Source organism: Streptomyces sp. NPDC020747, from assembly GCF_044334695.1.
GTDB lineage: Bacteria > Actinomycetota > Actinomycetes > Streptomycetales > Streptomycetaceae > Streptomyces.
Genome location: NZ_JBIRTJ010000009.1, coordinates 214,374 through 240,112, shown reverse-complemented (window position 1 = coordinate 240,112; position 25,739 = coordinate 214,374). Strand labels below are relative to the sequence as shown.

Annotated in this window: 22 protein-coding genes and 6 tRNA genes; 19 read left to right on the top strand and 9 right to left on the bottom strand. The window is 70.7% G+C overall.

Annotated features, from left to right (window positions below):
• Window positions 1-311: 311 nt before the first annotated feature.
• The 3 genes from cobT to ACH4YP_RS24285 all read left to right on the top strand — a co-directional run bounded on the left by cobT (window position 312) and on the right by ACH4YP_RS24285 (window position 6,542).
• Complete coding sequence (gene cobT / locus ACH4YP_RS24295; RefSeq protein WP_398492419.1) at window positions 312-4,235, top strand: nicotinate-nucleotide--dimethylbenzimidazole phosphoribosyltransferase; 3,924 nt, start codon at window positions 312-314, stop codon at window positions 4,233-4,235.
• A 179-nt stretch (window positions 4,236-4,414) separates the two neighbouring features.
• On the top strand, window positions 4,415-5,659 hold the full coding sequence (cobA, locus tag ACH4YP_RS24290) for a uroporphyrinogen-III C-methyltransferase (RefSeq protein ID WP_398492417.1): 1,245 nt from the start codon (window positions 4,415-4,417) through the stop codon (window positions 5,657-5,659).
• A gap of 64 nt (window positions 5,660-5,723) precedes the next feature.
• A complete protein-coding gene (locus tag ACH4YP_RS24285) occupies window positions 5,724-6,542 on the top strand; it encodes an RNA methyltransferase (protein ID WP_361067521.1) in 819 nt (272 codons plus the stop codon).
• Window positions 6,543-6,640: 98 nt separating this feature from the next.
• Here the strand turns inward: ACH4YP_RS24285 and ACH4YP_RS24280 are convergent, their stop codons facing one another.
• Window positions 6,641-7,912: a protein kinase gene (locus ACH4YP_RS24280; protein WP_361067559.1), complete on the bottom strand. Its 1,272-nt coding sequence runs from the start codon at window positions 7,910-7,912 to the stop codon at window positions 6,641-6,643.
• A 196-nt stretch (window positions 7,913-8,108) separates the two neighbouring features.
• Between ACH4YP_RS24280 and ACH4YP_RS24275 the strand changes: the two genes are divergently transcribed.
• The 4 genes from ACH4YP_RS24275 (at window position 8,109) to ACH4YP_RS24260 (ending at window position 10,402) form a co-directional block, all read left to right on the top strand.
• The gene (locus tag ACH4YP_RS24275) at window positions 8,109-8,375 is read left to right on the top strand and encodes a hypothetical protein (protein ID WP_055511046.1); all 267 of its coding nucleotides are present in this window, start codon (window positions 8,109-8,111) and stop codon (window positions 8,373-8,375) included.
• A 260-nt stretch (window positions 8,376-8,635) separates the two neighbouring features.
• A complete protein-coding gene (locus ACH4YP_RS24270) occupies window positions 8,636-8,845 on the top strand; it encodes a hypothetical protein (protein WP_055618075.1) in 210 nt (69 codons plus the stop codon).
• Window positions 8,846-9,056: 211 nt separating this feature from the next.
• Entirely contained in the window at window positions 9,057-10,004 is a 948-nt protein-coding gene (locus tag ACH4YP_RS24265) for an aminoglycoside phosphotransferase family protein (protein ID WP_361067527.1), read from the top strand.
• 74 nt (window positions 10,005-10,078) lie between these two features.
• A complete protein-coding gene (locus ACH4YP_RS24260; protein ID WP_307526551.1) occupies window positions 10,079-10,402 on the top strand; it encodes a zf-TFIIB domain-containing protein in 324 nt (107 codons plus the stop codon).
• A gap of 79 nt (window positions 10,403-10,481) precedes the next feature.
• Here the strand turns inward: ACH4YP_RS24260 and ACH4YP_RS24255 are convergent.
• The 5 genes from ACH4YP_RS24255 to ACH4YP_RS24235 form a co-directional block, all read right to left on the bottom strand.
• Window positions 10,482-10,556: transfer RNA gene (locus ACH4YP_RS24255), tRNA-Val, on the bottom strand.
• Window positions 10,557-10,586: 30 nt separating this feature from the next.
• Window positions 10,587-10,658, bottom strand: a tRNA-Val gene (locus ACH4YP_RS24250).
• A gap of 36 nt (window positions 10,659-10,694) precedes the next feature.
• A tRNA-Val gene (locus ACH4YP_RS24245) sits at window positions 10,695-10,766 on the bottom strand.
• Between the two features lies 1 nt (window position 10,767).
• Window positions 10,768-10,841, bottom strand: a tRNA-Cys gene (locus tag ACH4YP_RS24240).
• 39 nt (window positions 10,842-10,880) lie between these two features.
• Window positions 10,881-10,953 (bottom strand) — tRNA-Gly (locus tag ACH4YP_RS24235).
• Between the two features lie 156 nt (window positions 10,954-11,109).
• Here ACH4YP_RS24235 and ACH4YP_RS24230 point away from each other — a divergent pair.
• The 3 genes from ACH4YP_RS24230 to ACH4YP_RS24220 are packed head-to-tail and all read left to right on the top strand — an operon-like array spanning window position 11,110 to window position 13,866.
• The gene (locus ACH4YP_RS24230) at window positions 11,110-12,165 is read left to right on the top strand and encodes a chorismate-binding protein (protein WP_398492415.1); all 1,056 of its coding nucleotides are present in this window, start codon (window positions 11,110-11,112) and stop codon (window positions 12,163-12,165) included.
• A complete protein-coding gene (locus ACH4YP_RS24225) occupies window positions 12,162-12,983 on the top strand; it encodes an aminodeoxychorismate lyase (protein ID WP_361067533.1) in 822 nt (273 codons plus the stop codon). Before ACH4YP_RS24230 ends, ACH4YP_RS24225 begins: the two co-directional genes overlap by 4 nt.
• A 58-nt stretch (window positions 12,984-13,041) precedes the next feature.
• Entirely contained in the window at window positions 13,042-13,866 is an 825-nt protein-coding gene (locus ACH4YP_RS24220; RefSeq protein WP_361067536.1) for a GNAT family N-acetyltransferase, read from the top strand.
• Between the two features lie 37 nt (window positions 13,867-13,903).
• On the opposite strand, the gene ACH4YP_RS24215 is transcribed toward ACH4YP_RS24220, so the two are convergent.
• Window positions 13,904-14,428 carry a DsbA family protein gene (locus ACH4YP_RS24215; RefSeq protein ID WP_398492413.1) on the bottom strand — a complete coding sequence of 175 codons (525 nt, stop codon included), beginning with the start codon at window positions 14,426-14,428 and terminating at the stop codon, window positions 13,904-13,906.
• 244 nt (window positions 14,429-14,672) lie between these two features.
• On the opposite strand from ACH4YP_RS24215, the gene ACH4YP_RS24210 reads away from it, so the two are divergent.
• Together ACH4YP_RS24210 and ACH4YP_RS24205 are read left to right on the top strand one after the other, a co-directional pair.
• The gene (locus tag ACH4YP_RS24210) at window positions 14,673-15,125 is read left to right on the top strand and encodes a hypothetical protein (RefSeq protein WP_361067541.1); all 453 of its coding nucleotides are present in this window, start codon (window positions 14,673-14,675) and stop codon (window positions 15,123-15,125) included.
• Window positions 15,126-15,347: 222 nt separating this feature from the next.
• Entirely contained in the window at window positions 15,348-15,500 is a 153-nt protein-coding gene (locus ACH4YP_RS24205; RefSeq protein WP_169802000.1) for a hypothetical protein, read from the top strand.
• A gap of 41 nt (window positions 15,501-15,541) precedes the next feature.
• Here the strand turns inward: ACH4YP_RS24205 and ACH4YP_RS24200 are convergent, their stop codons facing one another.
• Window positions 15,542-16,099, bottom strand: coding sequence for a CGNR zinc finger domain-containing protein (locus ACH4YP_RS24200; RefSeq protein WP_361067544.1), 558 nt, complete (start codon window positions 16,097-16,099; stop codon window positions 15,542-15,544).
• A 309-nt stretch (window positions 16,100-16,408) separates the two neighbouring features.
• Window positions 16,409-16,822 (bottom strand): SsgA family sporulation/cell division regulator, encoded by a 414-nt coding sequence (locus tag ACH4YP_RS24195; protein WP_003959770.1) that lies wholly within the window; start codon window positions 16,820-16,822, stop codon window positions 16,409-16,411.
• 191 nt (window positions 16,823-17,013) lie between these two features.
• Here ACH4YP_RS24195 and ACH4YP_RS24190 point away from each other — a divergent pair, with 191 nt between their 5' ends.
• The 7 genes from ACH4YP_RS24190 (at window position 17,014) to ACH4YP_RS24160 (ending at window position 25,671) form a co-directional block, all read left to right on the top strand.
• On the top strand, window positions 17,014-17,448 hold the full coding sequence (locus tag ACH4YP_RS24190; protein WP_361067562.1) for a TIGR02611 family protein: 435 nt from the start codon (window positions 17,014-17,016) through the stop codon (window positions 17,446-17,448).
• A 69-nt stretch (window positions 17,449-17,517) separates the two neighbouring features.
• Window positions 17,518-17,592, top strand: a tRNA-Val gene (locus ACH4YP_RS24185).
• A 1,433-nt stretch (window positions 17,593-19,025) separates the two neighbouring features.
• Window positions 19,026-20,315 (top strand): ABC transporter substrate-binding protein, encoded by a 1,290-nt coding sequence (locus tag ACH4YP_RS24180; protein WP_398492410.1) that lies wholly within the window; start codon window positions 19,026-19,028, stop codon window positions 20,313-20,315.
• Window positions 20,315-21,286: a carbohydrate ABC transporter permease gene (locus tag ACH4YP_RS24175; protein ID WP_398492408.1), complete on the top strand. Its 972-nt coding sequence runs from the start codon at window positions 20,315-20,317 to the stop codon at window positions 21,284-21,286. The genes ACH4YP_RS24180 and ACH4YP_RS24175 overlap by 1 nt, the downstream gene beginning before the upstream one ends.
• Window positions 21,283-22,191: a carbohydrate ABC transporter permease gene (locus ACH4YP_RS24170; protein WP_398492406.1), complete on the top strand. Its 909-nt coding sequence runs from the start codon at window positions 21,283-21,285 to the stop codon at window positions 22,189-22,191. Before ACH4YP_RS24175 ends, ACH4YP_RS24170 begins: the two co-directional genes overlap by 4 nt.
• Before the next feature lie 7 nt (window positions 22,192-22,198).
• Entirely contained in the window at window positions 22,199-22,807 is a 609-nt protein-coding gene (locus ACH4YP_RS24165) for a hypothetical protein (protein ID WP_398492404.1), read from the top strand.
• A 116-nt stretch (window positions 22,808-22,923) separates the two neighbouring features.
• Window positions 22,924-25,671, top strand: coding sequence for a Tat pathway signal sequence domain protein (locus ACH4YP_RS24160; RefSeq protein ID WP_398492402.1), 2,748 nt, complete (start codon window positions 22,924-22,926; stop codon window positions 25,669-25,671).
• Window positions 25,672-25,739 lie beyond the last annotated feature (68 nt).

Sequence of the window (25,739 nt, the reverse complement as noted above, 5' to 3'; positions counted from 1 at the left end):
TGGCCGATCGTTGCACCGCGCTCGGCTTGTCCGGTATTTCGCCGGTCAATGTCCGGAAAACGCACCAGTTTTGGGGTGCGTGTGGTACGGCGGAAAACCGGAGGGCGCGCAACGTGGCGCAGTCCACAGCGGGCCGTGGCGGATCACCCTGTCGCGGTGGCGGGCCGACCGCGACAATGCCTGTTAATGGCTTTGTCGACCGGTCGTTCGTGCCGCCCGGCACGCATGCTCGTTACTTCACTGCGGGCGGTCGGTGCGCCGCTCCGGACGAGCAGGTCGTTGGAGCACTAACCGATGGGCGAGGGGTACGCATGACCGACACCGGCCAGGTCCCGGGCGAGGGGCTGCCGGAGAACCAAGGCATGGTGGAGCAGCCGGGCGTCCCCGCCCCCGGCGCGTACACCTACCTCTCCGACACCACGACCGCCGAAGACGAAGACCTGTTGCTGCTGCCGGGCGCCCAGGGCGCGTGGGGCAACGAAGTGGCCCCGCCGGTCCCGGCGCCGGTCGTCGAGACCGTCCACGAGCCGGGACCGCACGAGACGGCTGGCCGCGACAGCGGCTCGGTCGACCTCAGCGCCGTCCGGATGTCCTCGCCCGCTCCGCAGCCGCCCGTCGCCCGTCGCCCGCTGCACCTCGGCCCGCCCACCCCGGACGGCGCCGGCAGCCCGGTCCGTTCCCTCGCCGACCGCGGCCCGGCGGGAGCACCGGTCCACGCCGTTCCCGTACGACAGGCCGGTCCGCCCACGGTCGGTCCCGAGTACCTCGACGTGCCGCGGGACGAGATCGCGCTGCAGGGCGCGACTCCCTGGGGCGCGCAGGCTCAGGTACGGGTCGCGCCGCCGGTGGCACAGGTCGGCGCCGAGGACATGGCTGCAGAAACGGTCTTCCCCGAGGGCGGGGGAGCGCACGCCGGTGGCACGCCGGACGACGGTCCCGCGCCGGTCGCGGAGGCCGCGCACGCCCCCGACACCGGAGGTGCCCCGCTCGCGGAGGGCGGGGTTCCCGCCGCACAGCCGCCCGCCGAGGCGCCCGCCCCCGAGCCGGCCCAGGCGGAGCAGGCACAGCAGGTGCATCCGGACCTGAGCGCTGCCGAGGTTCCCGAGGCCGGGCCCGCCCCCGTCCAGGCGGTCGCCGTCGCCGTCGCCGACGTCGATGCTTCGGAGCCGGAGGAGGCCGAGCCGGCTCCGGACCCCGCGTACGTTCCTCAGCAGCCGGAAGCCGTGCAGGTTCCCGAAGCCGTGCCCGTTCCCGAAGAGTTCCAGGCACCGGAGGCCGTTGCGCCCGCCCCGGAACCGGTCCAGGTCCAGGACTACGCGCAGGCCCCGCTGCTCGCGGACGGTTCGCTCTTCCCGCAGGCTCCGGAGACGCCCCAGACCTATGAGGTCGCCCAGACCGCCCCCGAGTTCGCGCACGCCCCGGACCTCGCCCAGTTCCCGCAGCCCACGCCGTTCCCCGTGGCGCCCGTCGCCGCGTACGCCTCGCAGCAGCCGGACGACACCGGCTCGCACCCGCCCGAGGCGTACCGGCCTCCGCAGTCGGCCGACGAGGTGCAGCCCGCGTACGCGGAGCAGGACCCGCACCCGCAGGCCGTGTACGAGGAGGAGCAGCAGTTCCAGGACCCGGCGGCGCACTTCGCCGAGGCCGGTCCGCAGGCCGATATTCCGCAGCAGCAACCGCAGTTGACGGAACCCGCGCCCGCCGTGGAAGAGGCCGCCCAGGCCCAGGAAGCCGTCGAGCCGCCGCAGTTCGCGGAGGCGGAGACCGCGGAGGCGCCCGTCGTGGGCGTCGCCGACGTCGACCTCTCGCAGGCGGCCCAGGTGGACACCGCCGCGGAGCCGGAGACACCGGAACCGGCGGCGGTACCCGACCAGGTCGTGGCACCCGAACCGCTCGCGGTCCACGGCGATGAGAGCTTCGACGCACCGACCCACGGCGACCCCATTCACGGCGACCCGACCCACGGCCACGAGCCCCACGACGAAGAGGTCGTCCCCACGGCCGTCCCCGTGGAGGTGGCCGACGCGGAACAGGTGGAACAGGCGGAACAGGGCGTCGTCCAGTTCCTGCCGGTCGAGGGCACCGTCCCGACCACCCCGCACCTGGCGTCGCCCCCGCCGCACGCCATGACCGTGCCGCCGTTGCCGGAGGAGCTCACCGAGCAGCCCGCCGAGGAGACGGCGGCCCCGGTCGCGGCGACCACCGAGCAGCTCGCGACCGCTGAGCAACTCGCGCCCGTCGAGCAGCCCGAGTCCGTGCCCGAAGCCGCGCCCGCGGAGGAGCCCGCACTCGCCCTCCCCACTCCCAGGGAGCCCGAGCCGGTCCCCGAGGCCGAGGCAACTCCCGTACCGCAGGCTCCGGTCGAGGACCAGGACCACCAGGACCAGGGCCAAGACCACGACGCGGAGCCCGTAGCCGCACAGCACGCGGAGGACCTGGACACCAGGGCCGCCGACCAGGAAGAGAGCACGGCCGCCGTGGCAGAGACACGAGAGCCCGTCGGCCCGGCCGCGCCCGGCTACGACGACGCCGAGCGCGAGGCCGTCCTGCGCGTGATGCGCGAGCGCCGGGACATCCGCAACGGCTTCCGCAGCGACCCCATCCCGCACGACGTGCTGCTCCGGGTCCTGGAAGCGGCCCACACGGCCCCGTCCGTCGGCCACTCCCAGCCGTGGGACTTCGTCGTCATCCGCTCGGCGGAGACCCGCCGCACGATGCACGAACTGGCCCAGCGCCAGCGCGAGGCGTACGCCAAGTCGCTGCCCAAGGGCCGCGCGAAGCAGTTCAAGGAACTGAAGATCGAGGCCATCCTCGACACCCCGGTGAACATCGTCGTCACCGCGGACCCGACCCGGGGCGGCCGGCACACGCTCGGCCGTCACACCCAGCCGCAGATGGCGCCGTACTCCTCCGCGCTCGCGGTCGAGAACCTCTGGCTCGCCGCCCGGGCCGAGGGCCTCGGCGTGGGCTGGGTCAGCTTCTTCGACGAGCGGGAGATGGTCCGCGAGCTGGGTCTGCCCGATCACCTTGAGGTCGTCGCCTACCTCTGCGTCGGATACGTCGACGAGTTCCCGGAGGAGCCCGAGCTGCTGCAGGCGGGCTGGTCCAAGCGCCGCCCGCTGTCCTGGGTCGTCCACGAGGAGACGTACGGGCGTCGCGCGCTGCCCGGAGAGGAGCCCCACGACCTGCTTGCCGAGACCGTCTCCAACATCCGCCCGCTGGACGCCAAGGCGCTCGGCGAGGCGTGGGAGCGCCAGAAGCGCATGACCAAGCCGGCCGGGGCGCTGGGCATGCTGGAGATCATCTCCGCCCAGCTCTCGGGCCTCTCCCGGATGTGCCCGCCGCCGATCCCGGAGCCCGCGGCCGTCGCGATCTTCGCCGGTGACCACGGTGTCCACGCCCAGGGCGTCACCCCGTGGCCGCAGGAGGTCACCGGCCAGATGGTGGCCAACATCCTCGGCGGCGGAGCGGTCTGCAACGCCTTCGCCAACCAGGTCGGCGCCGAGGTCTGCGTCGTGGACGTGGGCGTGGCCTCCGACCTGCCCGCGACCCCGGGACTGCTGCCGCGCAAGGTCCGCGCGGGCACGGCCGACATGACGACCGGCCCCGCGCTGACCCGCGAGGAGGTCAAGGCGGCCATCGAGGTGGGCGTCGAGACGGCCCGCGACCTCGTGGCGGCCGGCAACAAGGCCCTGATCACGGGCGAGATGGGCATCGCCAACACCACCGCGTCGGCAGCCCTGATCTCCGTCTTCACCGGCGCCGACCCCGCCGAGGTCACCGGCCGGGGCACCGGCATCAACGACGAGACCCTGGCCCGCAAGACCGACGTCGTACGCCGTGCCCTGGAGCTCCACCAGCCGGACCCGGCCGACCCGATCGGCGTCCTCGCGGCCATCGGCGGCCTGGAGCACGCCGCCCTGGTGGGCCTCCTCCTGGGCGGCGCCTCGCTGCGCACCCCGGTGATCCTGGACGGCGTCAGCGCCGGCGCCGCCGCCCTGGTGGCCCGCGCCATCGCCCCCGAGGTCCTCGCGGCCTGCATCGCCGGCCACCGCAGCGCCGAACCGGGCCACGTCGCCGCCCTCAACAAGCTGGGCCTGCGCCCCCTGGTCGACCTGGACCTCCGCCTCGGCGAGGGCACGGGCGCCTTGCTGGCCCTCCCGGTGGTCCAGAGCGCGGCGCGTGCGATGCACGAGGTGGCGACGTTCGACTCGGCTGGGGTAACCGAAAAGTAGACCGGACCCCCGCACGTGCGGGGGTCCGGGGGCGGAGCCCCCGGTTTCGGGAAGGGGCGGGCTTGGGGAAAGAACCCCCACCCACCCCGACCACCCCGCACCATAAAATCCGCACGTCAGGCCCGCTCCAAGGCTGCAGCGCGCCCACCCGCACCACCCGCATGAGGAGCCGCACCTCCATGGCCGAAAACCCCGCCTACCCCGTAGGCCTCCGCCTCACCGGCCGCCGCGTAGTGGTCCTCGGTGCCGGCCAGGTGGCCCAACGCCGCCTCCCGGCCCTCATCGCGGCGGGCGCGGACATCCACCTCGTGTCCCCGGCCGCCACCCCCTCCGTCGAGGCGATGGCGGACGCGGGCGAGCTGACCTGGACAAGGCGCCCGTACGAGGCCGGCGACCTCGCGGATGCCTGGTACGCCCTGATCGCCACCAGCGACACCGAGGCGAACGCCGCGGCCTCCGCCGAGGCGGAGGCCCACCGCGTGTGGTGCGTGCGTTCGGACGACGCGGACGCGGCCACGGCCTGGACCCCGGCGACCGGCCACAGCGAGGGCGTCACGGTGGCCGTGCTCACGACGAACGCGAAGGGCCGCGACCCCCGCCACACGGCGGCCATCAGGGACGCGGTCGTGGAGGGCCTGCGCGACGGCACCCTGGTCGCGCCTCACCACCGCACCCGCACCCCCGGTGTCGCCCTGGTCGGCGGCGGCCCCGGCGACCCGGACCTGATCACGGTCCGCGGCCGCCGGCTCCTCGCCGAGGCGGACGTGGTCATCGCCGACCGCCTCGGCCCCCGCGACCTCCTCGCCGAACTCCCGCCGCACGTCGAGGTGATCGACGCGGCGAAGATCCCGTACGGCCGTTTCATGGCCCAGGAGGCCATCAACAACGCGCTGATCGAGCACGCCAAGCAGGGCAAGGCGGTCGTCCGTCTGAAGGGCGGCGACCCCTACGTCTACGGCCGTGGCATGGAGGAGGTCCAGGCGCTGGCCGAGGCGGGCATCGCCTGCACGGTCGTCCCCGGCATCTCCAGCTCGATCTCCGTCCCGGGCGCGGCGGGCATCCCGGTCACCCACCGCGGGGTCGCCCACGACTTCACGGTCGTCAGCGGCCACATCGCCCCCGACGACGAACGCTCCCTGGTCGACTGGGCGGCCCTCGCCAGGCTCCGCGGCACCCTGGTCATCCTGATGGGTGTGGACAAGATCGGCGCCATCGCCCGTACGTTGATGGCGAACGGCAAGTCGGCGGACACCCCGGTGGCCGTCGTCCAGGAGGGCACGACCGCCGCGCAGCGCAGGGTCGACGCGACCCTCGCCACGGTCGCCGAGACCGTACTCGCGGAGAACGTGAAGCCTCCGGCGGTCATCGTCATCGGCGAGGTCGTGACCGTGCGCCCGGACAGCTCGCCGAGGGCATCCGAGTAACCCCGGGTAACCCAACCCGTTCCAAGCCGTTGGCACCACACCCAGGACAAGGCAGTATCACCCTGTGGCCGATCTCATCACCGTTGAGGACCCAGCCGACCCCCGCCTGCGCGACTACACGGGCCTGACCGACGTGGAGCTGCGCCGCAAGCGAGAACCCGCCGAGGGCCTGTTCATCGCAGAGGGCGAGAAGGTCATCAGACGGGCCAAGGAAGCCGGTTACGAGATGCGCTCGATGCTGCTCTCCGCCAAGTGGGTCGACGTCATGCGCGACGTCATCGACGAACTGCCGGCCCCGGTGTACGCGGTCAGCCCGGACCTCGCTGAACAGGTCACCGGCTACCACGTGCACCGAGGCGCCCTCGCCTCCATGCAGCGCAAGCCGCTGCCGACCCCGGACGACCTGCTCCAGACGGCCCGCCGGGTCGTCGTGATGGAGTCGGTCAACGACCACACCAACATCGGTGCGATCTTCCGCAGCGCCGCCGCCCTCGGGATGGACGCGGTCCTGCTGTCCCCCGACTGCGCGGACCCGCTCTACCGCCGCTCGGTGAAGGTCTCCATGGGCGCGGTCTTCTCCGTCCCGTACGCCCGTCTGGACACCTGGCCCAAGGGCCTGGAAACGGTCCGCGAGGCGGGCTTCACCCTCCTCGCCCTCACCCCGGACGAGAAGGCCAAGTCCCTGGACGAGGCGGCCCCGCACAAGATGGACCGCGTGGCCCTGATGCTCGGCGCGGAGGGCGACGGCCTGTCCACCCAGGCCCTGGTGGCCGCCGACGAATGGGTCCGCATCCCGATGGCCCACGGCGTCGACTCCCTGAACGTGGGAGCGGCGGCAGCGGTCGCCTTCTACGCGGTGGCGACGGGCAGACCACAGAGCTAGAGGGGCCGCGCTCCTTCAGGGGCGCGGGGCTGTGACACGGTGCTGCTCCGCCGCGTGGGCGTGACCAGCCGCGACGCACCCGCAGCCGGCGAACACGCTCACCCGCCGAGTCGAACCCCGCTCTGCCCGTACGCCTGCTCCTGCCGCACGTCCCCGCCCAGATCCCCGTGCCCAAGTCCCCGGGCGGGCCCCTGGCACCCCTGCGCCGCCGCGATCCCCAACGCCACCAGCAACGTCACCACCACGAACACGAACAACCGCTGCCGCAACAGCCGCGGATTGGCAGGCCGCCGCCCGGTTCCGGTGGTCCGTGGCCCGGAGCGCCCCGTCCCACCGCGGGACGAGCCGGGCCGACTCCCCGTACCGGACCGCGGGGCCGCCGGACGCGCCCCGGACCGTGACGGGCTGCCGTTGCCGCGAGGCGAGGGCGTGCCCTGCGTACGCCGCTGCGTGCGCTGCTCCGGGTAGCTCTCGGTGAGCCGCCCGGTCGGCCGGTCGGCCTCGGCTGTACGGGGCGCGGGCGGGCGGGCGTCGCCCATTCCCTGCGCCTCCCGGGCCGCGATCTCCTTCAGCCGCAGCGACAACTGCAGTGTGCTGGGCCGCTCCTCGGGGTCCTTCGCCAGACAGGCCCGTACGAGAGGGGCCAGCGCGTCCGGCACGCCGTGCAGCTGTGCCTCCTCGTGCACGACTCTGTAGAGCATCACTTCGGAACTGCCGTGTCCGAAGGGCGAGTCCTGGGTCGCCGCGTAGGCCAGCGTCGCCCCCAGGGCGAAGACGTCCGTGGCCGGCGTGACCGCCGCGCCCCGCACCTGCTCGGGCGCCAGGAACCCGGGCGACCCCACCGCCGTACCGACGTGCGTCAGCGTGCTCGCGCCGGTCGCCCAGGCGATGCCGAAGTCGATGATGCGTGGCCCCTTCGGGGACAGCAGGATGTTCGACGGCTTCAGGTCGCGGTGGACGACACCGGCCTCGTGCACGGCGACGAGCCCCTCGGAGAGGGCGGCGCCGACGGCCGCGACCTCGGCCGCGCAGAGCGGGCCCTCGTCGTTGACCTTGTCGTGCAGAGAGGGGCCCGGCACGTACTGCGTCGCGAACCAGGGCCGGTCCGCTTCCAGATCCGCGGCGACCAGCCGCGCGGTGCAACCGCCCCGGATCCGCCGCGCGGCCGACACCTCACGGGCGAACCGCGACCGGAACTCCTGATCCTCCGCCAGGTCCGGCCGGATCACCTTCAGCGCGACCCGCTGGCCACGCCGGTCGGAGCCCAGATAGACAACGCCCATCCCGCCCGCGCCGAGCCGTCGGTGAAGCCTGAACGAGCCGACGACACGCGGGTCCTCGCGCCTCAGGCGCATCATCGCCATGTCCATCCCCGCTGCCCGGTCCGTTTGACGAGCCACAGCTTACGTTTCCGCGGCCGGGTGCGCGCAGAGGCCGCGCCCTCACGGCCCGATCGATTGTCAGTGCCGGGTGGGAAACTTGAGAGGTGGTCAGGGGACGGGGGAGCCGGGCGGCGTTGAGCTGCGCGAATCCCCAACCATCCGTCGCAGAAGGGGGATTGGGCCCGTGAAGGGTGATCGCGTGGAGATAGTGGTCGACGCCGGGGACACGACGCGTACGTACGAGGTGGTGGCGAGCCGGGCGGGCCGCCGGGTGGAGACGGCGGTCCGCAGGGGGGTGGTCGAAGTGAGCGAAGTCACCCGTAGTGGATCAGTGGTCCGCACGGCCCGGTTCATGGCCACCAGGGTGCTCGCGCTCGTCGAGCAGCCGGTCCCGAGGGAGGACAGCTCGGAACAGACCGGACGTCCCCTCCGGGAAACCCCTGAGACCTAGGACCTCTTCTCCACCCAGGGGAGTAGTCCGCAGGTCACCGGTCATCCTCGGGGAGGCCCGGTAATAGGTACGAGGGCATGACGACCCGCACGCCTCCCACGCCTAGATTTGTTGTCAAGCGGCGGGTGCAGCACTCGTCCCCCGAGGTCAGACACCCGCCGCTGCCAGACAACAGAAGCTTTTCGACAGATCTCAACCAACAGATCTCAACCAACAGATCTGATCCAGCAGACCTCAACAGAACGGTCAGGAGAGGGACCATGGCGGACACAGCATCGCGGACCATGATCCGCACGCAGGGACGCAAGGCGTACAGCGCCGCGTTCGGTTCCAGCCGGTCCGGCCGACGCCACCCCCTGGTGGCGACGGCCATGGTCCTCCCTCTGGCCACCCTGCTCGTAGTCGTCTTCGGCGGCTGGGAAGCAGTGGTCACACAGGCGTCGTCCGTGGGCGTGATGCTGGGGCGCTGAGCGGCGCCCCAGGCCCGGAAGAGCGGTCCGGGCGGGGACATCCGGCCATGAAACCCCGTGGGGACGGGGGTGCGGCGGACGGCAAAAATGCGGGCGCAGCTGGGGAGCTGCGCCCGCATTGCTTTGCCTGCGTACGCTCCTGGCAGGACCCGTCGGCGCAGGACCCGAGCGGGCCGTGGCAGTGGGACGCAGGAGTTCAGGGGGGATCCGAGTGACCGCAGACGTGCTGCCCGCGCTCAGGGCGAAGGTGCGGGCCGTCGCGCATCCGGCGGCGGAGCCCTGTGGCTGCGGTTCGGAGACCTCCGTGCTGGCCGACCGGCCCGACGGCACCGTCGTCCGGCATGCCGACACCGTGGCGAAGGCGCACGCCGCCGACACCGACCCCGGTGAGCTCGCGGCACGGATGGCGGTCGCGGCGCATCCCCGGCTCGACGGCATCCTCCTGCCACCGCTGAGGCCGAACGCGGTCGAGTCGCACGGACGCCCGGTCACCTTCTGGCCGTACGGCAGTCCCGTGGACCGGGACGACCCCGACGCCGCCCCCTGGGAGGCGGCCGCCACCCTCCTCGCGCGACTCCACCGGACGCCTCGGTCCGTACTCCCGCCCGGCGTCCCGCCCATGCGCGGCCCGGCCAAGGCGGCCCGCGCCGTCGCCCGCCTCCACGCGGCAGGCCCGCATCCGGCGGCAGCCCCGGTCCTACGGGCCTGGGCCGTCCTGCCCGCCTGGGCGAGGGACGAGGCCCCGACGCCGTACGCGCGCACGCTGTGCCACGGTGACCTGCACCTGGGCCAGCTGGTGCGGACGCGGGGCGGCGACTGGCTGCTCATCGACATCGACGACCTGGGCCTGGGCGAGCCCGCCTGGGACCTGGCCCGCCCCGCGGCCTGGTTCGCCTGCGGACTCCTGCCGCCCGACGAGTGGGCCCGCTTCCTCACCGCGTACCGGACTGCCGACGGTCCGGCCGTCCCCGCGGACAGCGACCCCTGGCCGGCGCTCGACGTCCCGGCCCGCGCCCTGACCGTGCAGACCGCGGCCCTGGCGATCGCCAAGTCGGTCGCGGCGGAGCGCCCGTTGGACGAGGTGGAAACGTCCGTCATCGACGCTTGTGACCGAATGGCCACACACCCGCCGGAGTTGGCGGGAGAATACGCGACGTAGGGTGCAACCGACCGAAGCCGGGCGGAGTCTGTCCTGGCGGAAGCAGTACCGACCGGCGAGGAGTTGAGCCGAGCATGCAGTGTCCGAAGTGTCACGCGCCGATGCACACGTACAACCGCAATGGCGTCCAGATCGAGCAGTGCAGCGGCTGCCGCGGGATATTTCTCGACTACGGCGAGCTTGAGTCGCTGGCCCGCCTGGAGGGCCAGTACTCGCAGCCCGCCCCGCCGCCCCCGGGCGTCCCGCAGGCGTACCCGGCCGCGGGAGCCCCGCAGGCGTACCCTGCGGCCCCCGCACCCGCCTGGGGCGCTCCGCACGGCGGTCACGGTGGCCATGGCGGGCACTACGGCCACAACAAGCGTCACAAGAGCTTCGGCCACATGCTCTTCTCCTCCTGACCGGACCGCTCCCGACCTGGGGAGCGCCCCGGAGGCACGACGAAGCCCCCGACCGTACGAGACGGCCGGGGGCTTCGGCTGGTGCGCGATACTGGGATTGAACCAGTGACCTCTTCCGTGTCAGGGAAGCGCTCTCCCGCTGAGCTAATCGCGCAGGTGGGGCATACAGCTGGTGCGTGGTGCGTGCGCGATACTGGGATTGAACCAGTGACCTCTTCCGTGTCAGGGAAGCGCTCTCCCGCTGAGCTAATCGCGCGGGATCGGATCTCGCCGAACGTACCGGAAGATCCAGTGGACGATACTGGGATTGAACCAGTGACCTCTTCCGTGTCAGGGAAGCGCTCTCCCGCTGAGCTAATCGTCCTTGGAGGTGGAGACGGGATTTGAACCCGTGTAGACGGCTTTGCAGGCCGTTGCCTCGCCTCTCGGCCACTCCACCAGGAGGGCGGGGGTTCGGGAAGATCCCCCACTTCCTGCGAGCGGACGACCAGGTTCGAACTGGCGACCTCAACCTTGGCAAGGTTGCGCTCTACCAACTGAGCTACGTCCGCTTGTCGTTTCCGGTTCGCGTGAGCGTCCCGGCGACGTGTTGAACTCTAGCGGATTCCGGGGCCAGCACAAAAACGCGTTTGTGCAGCGTGCTGCGCTACGCCCGCTCCAGGACACGGCCAGGGCACCCGCGGGTCACCCGCCATAGACTCACAGCCGTGCACGACCTCCCAGCTCTCGCCCGTTTCGGCAACATCGTCGCGACCGGTCTCCTCGACGTCACCGGCGACCCGGCGGCCCTGGACTCCAGTGGCTTCTGGGCCGTCAGCGCCGACTTCGAGGGGCGGCTGGTCTGTGCCCGTTTCGCGGACGTACGACGGGAACTCGTCCCCGCGCCGGTGCCGGGGGAGTGGCGAGGCCCGGCGGTCGGTGACTGGACGTCGTCACTCGACCGCGCCGCGTACACGGCCGGTGTCCGGCGCATCCGGGAGTACATCGCGTCCGGCGACGTGTATCAGGCGAACCTCTGCCGCGTCCTGTCCGCGCCGATCGTGCCCGACGCCGATGTGGACGCGCTGACCGCTCTGCTGGCGCGCGGCAACCCGGCACCGTTTGCCGGAACGATTCGCCTGCCCGGCCACGACGTGGAGATAGCCACCGCTTCTCCCGAGCTCTTCCTCCGGGTGAGCGGGGCGGTGGTCGAGTCGGGCCCGATCAAGGGCACCGGACGGACCGAGGCCGACCTGCTGGAGAAGGACCGCGCCGAGAACGTGATGATCGTGGACCTGGTCCGCAACGACCTGGGCAGGGTGTGCGCCACGGGCAGCGTGACCGTGCCCGACCTGTGCGTCGTCGAGAAGCACCCCGGGCTGGTCCACCTCGTCTCCACCGTCCGCGGCGAACTCCGCGAGGGCGCGGGCTGGCCCGAACTGCTCGCCGCGACCTTCCCGCCCGGCTCGGTGACCGGTGCCCCGAAGTCCAGCGCCCTGCGGATCATCGAGGCCCTGGAGACGGCGCCACGGGGCCCGTACTGCGGCGGCATCGGCTGGGTCGACGCGGACCGCGGCACCGGGGAGCTGGCCGTCGGTATCCGCACCTTCTGGATCGACCGGGCGGAGGGTGTGCTGCGCTTCGGTTCCGGCGCGGGCATCACCTGGGGTTCGGACCCCGAGCGGGAGTGGGAGGAGACCGAACTGAAAGCCGCGCGACTGCTCGCTGTAGCGTCGGGGGTGTACCCAGGGGCGTACGACGCAAGTGAAGGGACCCACAGGTGAAGCTCTGGCTCGACGGCCGGCTGCAGGACAGCGAGTCGGCCCGTGTCTCCGTCTTCGACCACGGGCTGACCGTGGGCGACGGCGTCTTCGAGACCGCGAAGGCGATCGACGGCCGTCCGTTCGCGCTCACCCGCCACCTCGACCGGCTGTCGCGCTCGGCACTCGGCCTCGGGCTGCCCGAGCCCGACCACGACGAGGTGCGCCGGGCCTGCGCGGCCGTCCTGGAAGCCAACCCGATGGCGTTCGGCCGACTGCGGATCACGTACACCGGGGGCCACGGCCCGCTCGGCTCCGACCGCGGGGAGCACGGCCCGACCCTGGTCGTCGCGCTCGGCGAGGCCACCCGGCGCCCGGACTCCACCGCCGTGATCACCGTGCCGTGGACCCGCAACGAGCGCGGCACGCTGACGGGCCTCAAGACGACCTCGTACGCCGAGAACGTCGTTGCCCTCGCCCGCGCGCGCGAACAGGGCGCGTCCGAGGCGCTGTTCGCGAACACGGTCGGACAGCTCTGCGAGGGCACGGGCTCCAACGTCTTCGTCGTCCTCGACGGCGAGATCCACACCCCGCCGGTGGCCTCCGGCTGTCTCGCGGGCATCACCCGGGCCCTCACCGTCGAGTGGACGGGCGCCAGGGAGACCGATCTGCCGCTGGACGTCCTGGAGCGGGCCGACGAGATCTTCCTGACCTCGTCGCTGCGCGATGTGCAGGCCGTGCACCGCGTCGACGGCCGCGAACTGCCGGGCGCCCCGGGCCCAGTGACGGCCAAGGCGATGCGGATCTTCACCGAGCGGGCGGGCGACGACCTCGATCCCTGACAGGACCGGCACCCTTAACCGGATGACGTAGGCCTCGCGGACGGGTACAACACCCCTGATGACCACGACCCTGCGGCCGACCGAGCCGCTTCAGCGCGACGCCGACGGGGCGCTGTCACGGCACTACACGGTGTGCGTGAACAGCCGTCCCGTCGGCCGGATACACCTCGCCGCCCAATCCCTCTCCGGGCCGTCCGTCGCCCGGATCCACGACCTCGGCATCGACGAACCGGACCGCGGACGTGGCCGCGGCACCGTGGCCGCGCTCGCCGCGGAGGAGGTGGCGCGCGGCTGGGGCTGTACGCGCATCGAGGCGTCGGTGCCCGCCACCGCCGCGGCCGCACTGCGGTTGACCACGGCCCTCGGCTACGTGCTGCGCAACCGCCACATGGAGAAGCGACTCGGCGCCACTCCGCCCGAACTGCCCGCCGGCAGCCTGGGACGCCCCATGACGGAGGCCGAGTTCGGGCCCTGGGAGGAGCGGGCGAGGGAACAGTACGCCCTGGACTGGGTCGCCCGCGGGGTGCCAGAGGCCGAGGCCCGCGCCAAGTCCGAGCGCGACCACGCCACTTCGCTGCCGCACGGGCTCAGCAGCGCGGGCATGGACTTCAGCATCCTGGAACACGAGGGAACGCCGGTCGGCGTGCTGTGGCTGGGCGCGCGCGACGGCTGGTCGTTCGTCTACGAGGTCGAGGCCGACGAGCGCTACCGGGGCCGGGGGCACGGCCGCTCGCTGATGCTCCTGGCGGAGGCGCAGACGATCGCCGCCGGACGCCCCGGGATCCGGCTGAACGTCTTCGACGGGAACGCCCCGGCCGAGCGGCTCTACGAGTCACTCGGCTACGAGACGACCACCTTCCACTTCTACAAGAACCTGCTGTAGCCGTAGCTGGGCCTGTAGGCGGCCGCGGTCGTGGAGGTCAGGCCTTCTGCTCGCCCAGCAGCCGGTCCACGATCTCCTCGACGCGCTCGCGCAGCCCCTCCTGGCTCTTGCCGCCGTCGAGCCGCTCGCCGTCGATGACATACGTCGGGATGCCGGTCACGCCGATGGCCTTGCCCTCGGCCTGGTCGGCATCGACGATCAGGATGTGCCGGCCGTCGATGAGAGCGGTGTCGAACTCCTCGGCGTCCAGACCGAGTTCCCCGGCCACCTCGACCAGGAAGGGTTCTCCCTTACGGTCCAGCTCCTGTACGCGCCCGAGCACCGCCTCTACGTACGGCCAGGCCTGCCCCTGTTCCGCGGCCTCCTCGGCGGCCTGGGCGGCGGCGAAGGCGTGCTTGTGCTTCTCCAGCGGGAAGTGCCGCAGCCGCAGCTCCAGCCGGTCGCCGTAGCGGGCGCGCAGCGCGCGCAGGTCGTCCAGGGCGCTACGGCAGTCCGGGCACTGCAGTGCGCACCAGACGTCCAGGACGGGGGCGGCGGGGCGTGCGGGGGAGGAGTCGCTCATGGGCCCCAGTCTCCCAGCCGAGGCTCCCGCGGCCCAACCGGGACCTTCCGCCACCGAGAGCCTTCCGCCCCTGAGTGAACCCCGGACCACTCCTGATCGCGTACGGGGACCCGGGCCCTGAGGAGGACCTGACCCGGAGATGTCCCTGAGGTCTGCCCGGACCATGGCATACCGGGCAGCGGGCGGTGCAGGATGGAAGGGACGAATCTGACCCTGCTCGCCCCAGCCATGTCTGGAGGACCGGATGATTGCCGAGACCGTCTGTTCCGCTGTCGCCGCGGCTGGCCTGGGCATCGCCGCGGTCACCGCGTACCGCAAGCGTTTCCTCATGGCGCTCCGCCTCGCCGCGTACTCGCTGGTCCCCCTAGGTCTGGTGATGACCGGGGCCGTCGAATGGGCGGCGGAGACCGCCTTCAGCCCGATGGCGTGGGCGGGCTTCGGAGTGCTCGGCGGGGCCTGGCTGCTGTTCATGACCTCACGCGCGGTGGAGCGGCGCACCGGCGGGACCCGCAAGGAGCGCAAGGCCGCCGCCCGGGCCGCACAGCGCGAGGCGGTGGCCCCCGCGGCCTCGGCGCCCTCGCTCGGTGCGGCACCGGCCACGCGCCCGGCGACCCGCCCCGCCGCGAAGCCCCGCAAGGCCGGGCAGGGGGAGGACTTCAGCGACATCGAGGCCATCCTGAAGAAGCACGGCATATGAAGCGGCAGTTGATGTGACGCCGCGCGGCGTCACATGTGAAGCGGCGCGGCATGCGGCGCTCTGAAACGACACAGTGACGCGGGCGGTCGCGCGGCGTGCCCGTGCCGGGCAGGCGCCTATCCCAGATCGTGGACCGCCGTGTCACGGATTTCGGCTAACTCCCCCATAATCCGGGCGTGTTGATCGCGTAGGGCCAGTCCGCTGCGCCATCATCGCCGCGAGATGCTGGACACAACACAGAGCGACACCGCTGCCCCTTCCGAGGAGCCGCGGGGTTGTCTCTTCGCGCTTTCCCAGCCACCGCTGATGATCTTCCTTGCGGTGATCGGCTGTCTGCTGCTCATGGCTTCGCTGCACGATCTGCTGCTGCTCTGAGCCGTACGCGGAGTCCCTGGCGCCACCCGCCGAGGACTCCGTCAGCCCGCCGCCTCCTTGCGACGCGCCCGGTAGGCGGCCACATGCAGACGGTTCCCGCAGGTGCGGCTGTCGCAGTAGCGGCGGGAGCGGTTGCGGGAGAGGTCGACGAAGGCGCGTCGGCAGTCCGGTGCCTCACAGCGGCGCAGCCGTTCCTGCTCGCCGGCCACCACGAAGAACGCCAGGGCCATGCCGCAGTCGGCGGCGAGATGGTCGGCGACGGACGCGCCGGGCGCGAAGTAGTGCACGTGCCAGTCGTAGCCGTCGTGATCCGTGAGACGCGGTGTGGTGCCCGCGGCGGCGACCAGCTCGTTGATGAGCGTGGCGGCGGCCCGGGGATCCGGGGCCGCGAAGATCCCGGCGAAACGCCCGCGGATCTTGCGCACCGCCGAGAGATCGAGCTCGGAGAGGGTGCCGACATCGCTGATCTCGTGGTTCTGTACGAAATCGTGCAGGGCCGGGAGGTTCGCGAGCCCGTCCGGCGTGTCGTCCTCCGGTGCGGTGTTCACCAGATCGACCACGGTGTCGAGGGCGCACCGGGTGTCGTGGGTGATCAGCACATTTCGCTCCCTGGCCTGGGGGTCGGGCAGCCGCCCGCCGATGCTGGCCGATGCTAGCCGCTTACCGACCCGGGGGACCGGCTCCGTCCCGGCGGGCGGCCCTCGGGCGCGGGCGGGCGCCATCCGCGCCGAACCGCCACGGACGCGTGAGCAGGCGCATGGGCAGGCTCACGTACAGACACATGCACAGGCGCCGCCACCATGAACATCCATGGTGGCGGCGCCTGTGCATGCGCCATATGCGGTTGTCTGAGCCCGAGCCGTCTCCCCGAGTGGACGGCGCCGGGCGGCTTGGTGCGGAGTCTCGTCCTAGCTTTCGGCCAGGATGTGCGAGAGCTCCGTGTCGAGATCGAAGTGCCGGTGTTCCGTGCCAGGGGGCACGGCGGCGTCTGTTCGCTTCAGGAACGACTCCAGGGCCCGCGCCGGGGCCTCGAGCAGTGCCTCTCCCTCCGGAGAGCTCAGGGCGATGCACACGACGCCCTGACCGTGGCTGCGCGACGGCCAGACGCGGACGTCGCCGGTGCCGGTGGGCCGGTGCAGGCCCTCGGCCAGAAGGTCGCGGGCGAACACCCACTCGACGGTCTCTTCGGCTCCGGTGTGGAAGGTGGCGTGCACGGCGTAGGGATCGGCCGTGTCATACCGCAGTCCTGCGGGAACAGGCAGTGAGGACTCGCTCGACACAACGAGGCGCAGGTGCAGCTCGCAGCTGACCGTGGTGTTCATAAGCGCCAGGGCCTTTCGCTCAGTGTGCGCTCGGGGATTCGCACGTCGGCGAAATCGACATGCCACCTACGGTGCCGTTGTAAACCCCTCTGAGTGTTTTGCGTGTCTTTAGGTACCTCATCCGGCCGAGTGCTCGTTCGCGGACTACCACCATTCCGGTGACCGGTTTCCGTCGGGTAGGGTTTGGCCGTATGAATACGGGGAGTGACGAAACGGAGGAGGCCGTCGCGGCGGCCGACGGAACGAAGAGCGAGCCGGCGCTCGGATCCCGTGCGCCGGAATTCATCAAGGCGCGACGGGCCCTGCACCTGAGCTGGCAGGTGGGCGTGTTCGTCGTGGGTCTCGCGGTCGTCGTGGCCGGCGTGATCATGCTGCCGTTGCCCGGACCGGGCTGGCTGGTGATCTTCGGCGGCATGGCGATCTGGGCGACCGAGTTCGTCTGGGCGCAGCTCGTGCTCCGCTGGACGAAGCGCAAGGTCACCGAGGCGACGCAGAAGGCCCTCGATCCCAAGGTGCGACGCCGCAACATCATCCTGACGTCCATCGGGCTGGTGATCATCGCGGTGCTGGTCGGGATCTACGTCTGGAAGTTCGGCTTCGAGATGCCGTGGAAGATCAAGGAGTAGCAGCCCTCCGCATCCTTCGAAGGCGGTCGGAGGCACCCCCTGACATGGGGTAATCTTCTCCGTGCGCCCGGGCGATTAGCTCAGCGGGAGAGCGCTTCGTTCACACCGAAGAGGTCACTGGTTCGATCCCAGTATCGCCCACCACATCGATTGGCGGCCTGGTCCACGAGTTCTGTGGACCGAGCCGCCAATCGCCGTTTCGGCCGGCGTTCGTCGGGTGTCGAGGGGCCCGCTGCTGCATGTCAGGTGCGGTGCGGTGCGGGTCCGGCCGGACTGGGCGTTCCGGTTTGCGGCTGGCGGGGGGCGCCTTCCCTCGTTTCCCAGGGCGGACGCCTACGTGGATTCCCCCCCGGCGGATGCGTGTCCGGGTTCCCCGTGGCGGGCACTGGCTGGGGCCTCTTGGGGAAGGTGTCCAACTGCGATCCCGCGGAATGGCGCCGGCCCCCGGCTTCTCGGAGAGGGCGCCCGGCTGAGGTGCCGCGGAGCGGACGCCGATCCTGGGCTTCCCGGCGAGGGTGCCGACCTGCTGTTTCATGGAGTGGGGGCTGGGGCTGAGCCTCTCCGAGTGGACGCGCCGGGTCATGGTTTCCGCGGATTGGACGCCCGGTCGGGGTTCCCTGGAACGGATACCTACCCAGGGTTTCCCGGGGATCAGAGTAGGCGTCAGGCCACGCGAGTTCCTCGAGACCGGCCTCCGTCTCGCTCAGGCTGAGGGCGACCGTGTAGCCATCGCGCGGATACTTCCCGCGCTTCGGGCACCGTGATTCCCTGCCCCCGGTGTACGCACAACCAACCCAAGCCGCCCCGCTGTCCCCACCCACACACACTCCTGGCGCCCCGCCCCACACCAAGCCCCATCAGGGGCGCGGGGAACTGCGCGACCAGCCACAACGAACCGGCACCTGAAGGACCACACAAGCCGCCCCCATCTCGGCAACGTGCCTGCTCCAGCCCCCCCGTCTCCCACCTCAGCAACGTCCCGGCTCTAGCCCCCGTCCACTCCTGGGCAACGTGCCTGATCAAGCTCACCGCTCACACCTCAACAACGTGCCTGATCAAGCCCACCGCCCCCACCTCAACAACGTGCCTGATCGAGCCCACGGCTTCCACCTCGGCAACGTGCCTGTTTCAAGCCCACCGCCCCACAACAGCCACCCCCCCCAGCAGCCCCCGAGCACCCTGGTATCAGCCACCCCCGACAGGTCACCAGCCACCTCCACCACCGCCCCGGCCCCCACTCCCACCCTCGGCACCTCTCCATCACCCCCTCCATCGCCCCCATCACTCCCCGTCACCCCACCAACTCCCCTCCCCACCCCCACCGTTCACCCCACCCCCTCCCCAATCCAGCCCGCCAACCCCCGTTCGACCACCCGACCGACCCCACCCCACCAGCGACCCAACCCAACACTCCGGCCAAATCACCCCAGTTCAGGCCGTCGCGCCAGCGACCCCGTTCACGCCGATTCCTGTCCGAATCATTGACGCCCGCTAAGACCCTCCGTACCTTGTGCCAGCAAGCGCTTACTTGAAACGATTCATGACAGCGGACGGCTACGTCGCGGGGAGGCCCGACTGTGGGAGACAACGGGAGTGTTCAGAGGCGGACGGTCCTCAAGACGGCTGGCGCGTCGCTGGCCACGCTGGGGCTGGCCACGACGACGGCCTGCGGGGGAGACAGTGGCGGATCGGGCGACGGGACCGTCGAGATCCGCTTCGCCTGGTGGGGTGCGGAGGAGCGGGCCAAGCGGATCAACCAGACCATCGCGCTCTTCGAGAAGAAGTACCCGAAGATCAAGGTGAAGACGGACTTCCAGGATTACGTGGCCTTTTGGGAGAAGTTCCAGACCCAGGCCGCCGGTGGAAATCCGCCGGACGTATTCCAGAACGCTGTCGCATTCCTGCGGAAGTACGACAAGAGAAGTGTTCTCCTCGATCTCAAGTCCCAAGTGGACGCGGGAAATCTGAGCCTTGAGAACTTCCGCGCCGGAGTCGAGAAGGTCGGCGAGGTGGACGGAAAGCTGCTCGGTATACCCGTCGGCTCCAACACCATGTCGTTGGTCATTGACGAGAAGGTCTTCGCGGCAGTCGGAATCAAGCCCAAGCAGGGCTGGACCTGGGACGAGTACTTCGACGCCCTCGAAAAGATCCGTAACAAGCAGAAGGTGTCCGGAGACACCGGCTACTTCGGGATCATGTACCTCTACGACCTCTATCTCCGGCAGAACGGCAAGGCGTTCTTCACGAAGGACAGTCTCGGCTTCGAGGAGGCCGACCTGACGGAGTGGTGGACGGACGCCTACAACCGCGTCAAGGCCGGGATCATCACCGACCCGAAGAAGGTTGAGCAGAACAAGCCCAAGTCCTCCTTGGCCGCCGGTGACGCGGCCTCCGAGTTCACCTGGGACAACTTCACCGTGCGCTACACCACGGAGGGCGAGAGCACATACGGGCTCGCGCCGATCCCGACGACCGACGGCAAGGAGACCGGGCAGTACCTCTCCTCGCTCATGCTGAGCGGCTTCGCCCGGACCAAGCACCCGAAGGAGGTCGCCCAGTTCATCGACTTCATGGTCCACGACCCCGAGGTCGGCAAGATCATGGGCTACGACCGCGGCATCCTCGCCAGCACCGAGCAGTTCGACGCGTACAAGCCGACCGACGCCCCGAACCAGGCGATCGCGAAGTACGAGGAGGACGTCGCCGCGGCCGGAGTCCTCGGGACCATCACCCCGCACCCGGCCGGCGCCGACACCGTCGAAGCGGCCTTCCTGCGTATCGCCGCCGACATGTCCCAGGGCAAGACCAAGGTCTCCGACGCGGTGAAGCAGTTCTTCTCCGAGGCCGAGTCCGCGCTCGCCGCCTGATGGGAACAGCAGTGACGACGCTCATCAAGGACTCTCCGCCGGATGCCCCGGAGAAGCGTCCCGCTCGCCCCGCCGCCGTCAGGCGGCGGGGCCGCCGGGAAAATCTGGCCGGCTACCTGTTCATGTCCCCGTGGATCGCGGGCTTTCTGCTGCTGACCGCGGGGCCCATGGCCGCCTCGCTCTATTTCGCGTTCACCGACTACAACCTCTTCGACTCCCCGCAGTGGATCGGCTTCGACAACTTCACCAGGATGTTCGACGATCCGCGGTGGCAGAAGTCGGTGGAGGTGACGGCGAAGTACGTCGTCATCGGCACCCCGCTGAAGCTGCTGCTCGCCCTCGGTGTCGCCCTGCTGCTCGCGCAGAGCCGGCGCGGGCAGGCCTTCTACCGGGCGGCGTTCTACGCCCCGTCGCTGATCGGCGCGAGCGTGTCCGTCGGCTTCGTGTGGCGCGCGCTCTTCTCCGACGACGCCGTAGTGGACCGTACGCAGTCGTTCTTCGGGTGGGACGTGGGCGGCTGGGTCGGGGACCCGGACTGGGTGCTCTACAGCCTGGTGGCGCTCACGGTCTGGCAGTTCGGGGCGCCCATGGTGATCTTCCTCGCCGGGCTCAAGCAGGTCCCGAAGGAGTTGTACGAGGCGGCCGAGGTGGACGGCGCCGGGCCGTTCAAGCGGTTCTGGAGCATCACCCTGCCGATGATTTCTCCGGTGCTGTTCTTCAACGTGCTGCTGGAGACCATCCACTCGTTCCAGATCTTCGGTTCGGCGTACGTCGTCTCCAACACCAGCTGCGGACCGGCCGACTCCACGCTCGTCTACACCTGTTACCTGTACCAGAAGGGCTTCAAGGAGGCCCAGATGGGCTTCGCCTCCGCGATGGCCTGGATGCTGCTGCTCGCCGTGGCGCTGGTGACGGCGGTCCTCTTCTGGTCCCAGAAGCGGTGGGTGCACTACGAGGAGGCCTCCCGATGAGCACCACCACGACTCCGACCACGAGCCCGAGTCCGACCCCGGCCGCCCCGCGCAAGTCGCTGGACCTCGGGCGAAAGCGGACCGGGTCGCTCGCCTGGCACCTCGGCGCCCTGCTGGTCCTCGCGGTCGTCCTCTACCCCGTCATCTGGGTCCTCGGCGCCTCGTTCAAGCCCAGCCGGGAGATCATCGGCAGCCTGCAGCTCTTCCCGACCAGCCCGATACTCCAGAACTTCAAGGGGCTCGCCGACGGCATCGCGGACATCTCGATCGCCACGTTCTTCGAGAACTCCCTCTTCTACGCGCTCGGCTCCGTCGTCGGCATCCTGATCTCCTGCTCGCTGACGGCGTACGCCTTCGCGCGCATCCGGTTCGCCGGGCGCAACCTGATGTTCTCGCTGATGATCGGCACGCTGCTGCTGCCGTACCACGTGCTGCTCATCCCGCAGTACGTGATGTTCCAGAAGATGGAGCTCATCAACACCTATGTACCGCTGCTGATCGGCAAGTACCTGGCCACCGAGGCGTTCTTCGTCTTCCTCATGGTGCAGTTCATGCGGAACCTGCCGAAGGAACTGGACGAGGCGGCACGGCTCGACGGCTGCGGGCATCTGCGGATCTACTGGTCGATCGTGCTGCCGCTCTGCCGTCCGGCGCTCATCACCAGCGCGATCTTCACCTTCATCAACGCCTGGAACGACTTCATGGGCCCGCTGATCTACCTCAACGAGCCCGGCAAGTACACCGTCTCGCTGGGCATGATGATGTTCCGCGACCAGGAGGGTGTCGCCAACTACGGCGGAATGATCGCCATGTCGCTGGTGGCGCTGCTGCCCGTGCTGGCCTTCTTCCTCGCCTTCCAGCGGTACCTGATCGACGGCATGGCGACCTCCGGGCTGAAGGGCTGAGCCGGTCATGACCCAGACGCGCACGAAGGCCCGTACGGGCGCCGTTCCCAGGCATGAGCCGGCGTTCGCCGAGCGGTTCGCGCTGTTCGCCGAGTGTCTGCTCACCGGGGTGTGGATCGCGGTGGCCTCGCTGCCCGTGGTCACCTATCCTGCCGCGTTCGCCGCCGGATCCCGGCACCTTCGACGGCGTACGGCCCATCTGGGCGGCGGCTGGCGGGAGTTCGTCGCGGACTACCGGGCGGCCCTGCGCCGCGGGTGGATCGCGGGACTCGCCGGGTGGGCCGCGGCCCTCGCGGTGTGGGTGGACGTCCAGGCCGTGCGTGCCGGGATTCCGGGCGGTCCGGTCGTCGGGGCCGTCGGTCTGTTCGCCCTGATCGGGCTGGTCGTCGCCGGGCTGCGCGCGGCGGCGGTCTGGGAACCCGGCGCCTCCTGGCGGGAGCTGCTCGGGGCCGCCGGACGCCGCACCGTCCTCGACCCCGCCGGGTCGTTCCTGCTGGTCGGCGGAGTGGCCGTGGTGGCCTGCTCCGCCTGGTTCGTCCTGCCGCTGGCGGTCCCCGTGCTGGGGGCCGTCGCGGCGGCGGCCGTCGCCGTGGAGGAGCGCGGCCGACACCGCTGAGCAAACCGTCCAACAGCACCCATCACGCGTACAGGTACACAAGGTCGGCGTCCGGCGCCGCGCCTGCGTCTGTCATGCCCCTGACTTCCCCGCACGGAAAGGAATGGCTGCATCTCATGTCTCCCATCCCCCGTAGGTCCCTCCTCAAGGCGGCAGCCGTCGCCGGAGCCGCCGCCCAGTTCAGCTGGGCCCTGGGCGCCCAGGACGCTCAGGCCGCGCCGAGAGCCGAGGCCGCCGACGCGGACCCGGTGACCCTGGACTGGCTGGAGGACGGCGGCCTCGGCGCCGCCCCCGGCTCGACCGTGGGCGTGCCCTGGCCGAAGGGCGCGTACGAGAAGGAGCAGACGTTCGCGCTGACCGACGGCGACGGCAAGGAGGTGCCCGTCCAGTCCTGGCCGATCGGCTACTGGCCGGACGGCTCGCTGAAGTGGACGGCGCACGCGGTCGGACCGGGGGCGGGGAGCGGCAAGCTCACGCTCGCCGCGGGGTCGCCCGCCGCGCCCGCGAAGAAGGTGACCGTCGACAAGCGCGGCGGCACTATCGATGTGTCGACCGGTGTCATCACCGCGAGGATCGGCAAGAGCGGTTCCACGCTGGTGAAGTCCGTGCTGCGCGGCTCGACGGAGATCGCCAAGGACGGCCGTCTCGTACTGCTGCGGCAGCCCGAGATCGAGGACGGCGACCAGGGCGCGGAGAAGTACGAGCGGTTCGAGAGCGCCATCGCGGAGGTGGAGGTCGAGCAGGACGGGCCCCTCCGTGCCGTCATCCGTATCGACGGCAAGCACCGCAAGGGCAGCCGGAGTTGGCTGCCCTTCTCGGTCCGGCTCTACTTCTACGCGGGCGCCGAGTCGTTCCGCATGGTGCACACGATCACCTTCGACGGCACCCAGGAACCGGGCAAGGCCAGCGGTGACTTCATCCGCGGTATCGGCGTCCGGTTCAAGGTGCCGATGCGCGACGCCGCGTACGACCGGCACATCCGTATCGGCGGCGAGGGCACCGGTCTGCTGCGCGAGGCAGTCAAGGGCATCACCGGTCTGCGCCGGGACCCGGGCACGGCCGTGCGGACGGCCCAGTTCGAGGGCAAGAAGCTGCCCGATCCGTCGACCTGGGACCAGCGGGTCACCACCCGGCTCCAGTACATCCCCGAGTGGGGCGACTACACCCTCTCCCAGCTCTCCGCCGACGGCTTCGGAGTGCGCAAGCGCACCAAGAAGGGGCACGGCTGGATCGGTGCGGGCGGCGGCCGGCGGGCGAGCGGCTTCGGGTACGTCGGCGGCGCGAGCGGTGGACTGGCCTTCGGGCTGCGGGACTTCTGGGAGAAGTTCCCCGCCCAGCTCGACATCCGCAACGCGCAGACCGACGAGGCCGAGGTCACCATGTGGCTCTGGTCGCCCGAGGCACAGCCCATGGACCTGCGCTTCTACCACGACGGCATGGGCCAGGACACGTACCCCGAACAGCTCGAAGGCCTCAACATCACCTACGAGGACTACGAGCCCGAGTTCGGCACGCCCTACGGCATCGCCCGCACCAGCGAACTCCTCTTCTGGGCCCACGAGTCGACGCCGAGCGCCGAGGCGATGGCCGAGCAGGTGGACGCCGTCCGCACGCCGGCGCAGCTCGTCGCCCCGCCCAGGCACCTCATCAAGGCGGGCGTCTTCGGCGGGCTGTTCTCCGAGCCGGACCGCACCACCGCGGCCAAGGCGAAGATCGAGGACCACCTCGACTTCCTCTTCACCTATTACAAGGACCAGGTGGAGATGCGCCGTTGGTACGGCTTCTGGGACTACGGCGACATCATGCACAGCTACGACCCGAGCCGGCACCAGTGGTGCTACGACGTCGGCGGCTACGCCTGGGACAACTCCGAGCTCTCGCCCGACCTGTGGCTCTGGTTCGCGTACATGCGTTCCGGCCGCGCCGACATCTTCCGGTTCGCCGAGGCCATGACCCGGCACACCGGCGAGGTCGACGTCTACCACCTCGGCAAGTGGGCGGGCCTCGGCACCCGCCACGGCGTCCAGCACTACGCGGACAGCGCCAAGCAGCAGCGCATCGCCAACACGACCTACCGGCGCTATTACTACTTCCTCACGGCGGACGAGCGCGTCGGCGACCTGATGCACGCCAACGTCGACTCCGACGAGACGTTCCTCGTCCTCGACCCCATCCGCAAGATCCGCACCGAGCCGTACGAGCCGGACCGCAACGCGCTCTCCATCGGCTTCGGCACCGACTGGAGCGGGCTGGTCTCCGCCTGGCTCACCGAGTGGGAGCGGCGCGGGCCCAAGTGGGAGAAGGCCAAGGCGCGGGTCCTGTCGACGATGGAGACCATCGCCGCCCAGCCCAACGGGTTCGTCCAGGGCAGTGCCCTGTACGACCTGGACACCGGGAAGTTCGCCGTCGCGGACAAGGCCGTGGTCGGCGTCTCGCACCTCTCGGCGATGTTCGGCCTGGTCGAGCTGAACGCCGAACTCCTCGACCAGATCGACATGCCGGAGTTCAAGGAGGCATGGCTCGACTACTGCCGCTACTTCAACGCCACGAAGGCCGAGCAGAAGGCCCGCTACGGCTCCGACTTCGGCTCCCTGCTGCTCTTCCAGGGACACGCGCGCCAGGACGCGTACGCCGCCGTCCAGTTGGGCGACGACGCGCTGGCCGCGCGGGCGTGGCGGCAGTTCTACAACAGTGCCGACGCATGGGACTACAAGGAGTCGACGGACTGGTCCACGAAGGAGGTCGACGGGCCGACCGGCTTGGTTTCGGGACGTGAGGCGCCGTGGGTTTCCACCAACACGACGGCGTTGTACGGGTTGGCGGCTATTCAGAATCTGGCGTTGGTGGGCGACAAGATGCCGTGACGTTCCACTGGGGGCGCGGGGTTCGGCTGCGTGGCCGGTTGTGGCCGGGCGCGCAGTTCCCCGCGCCC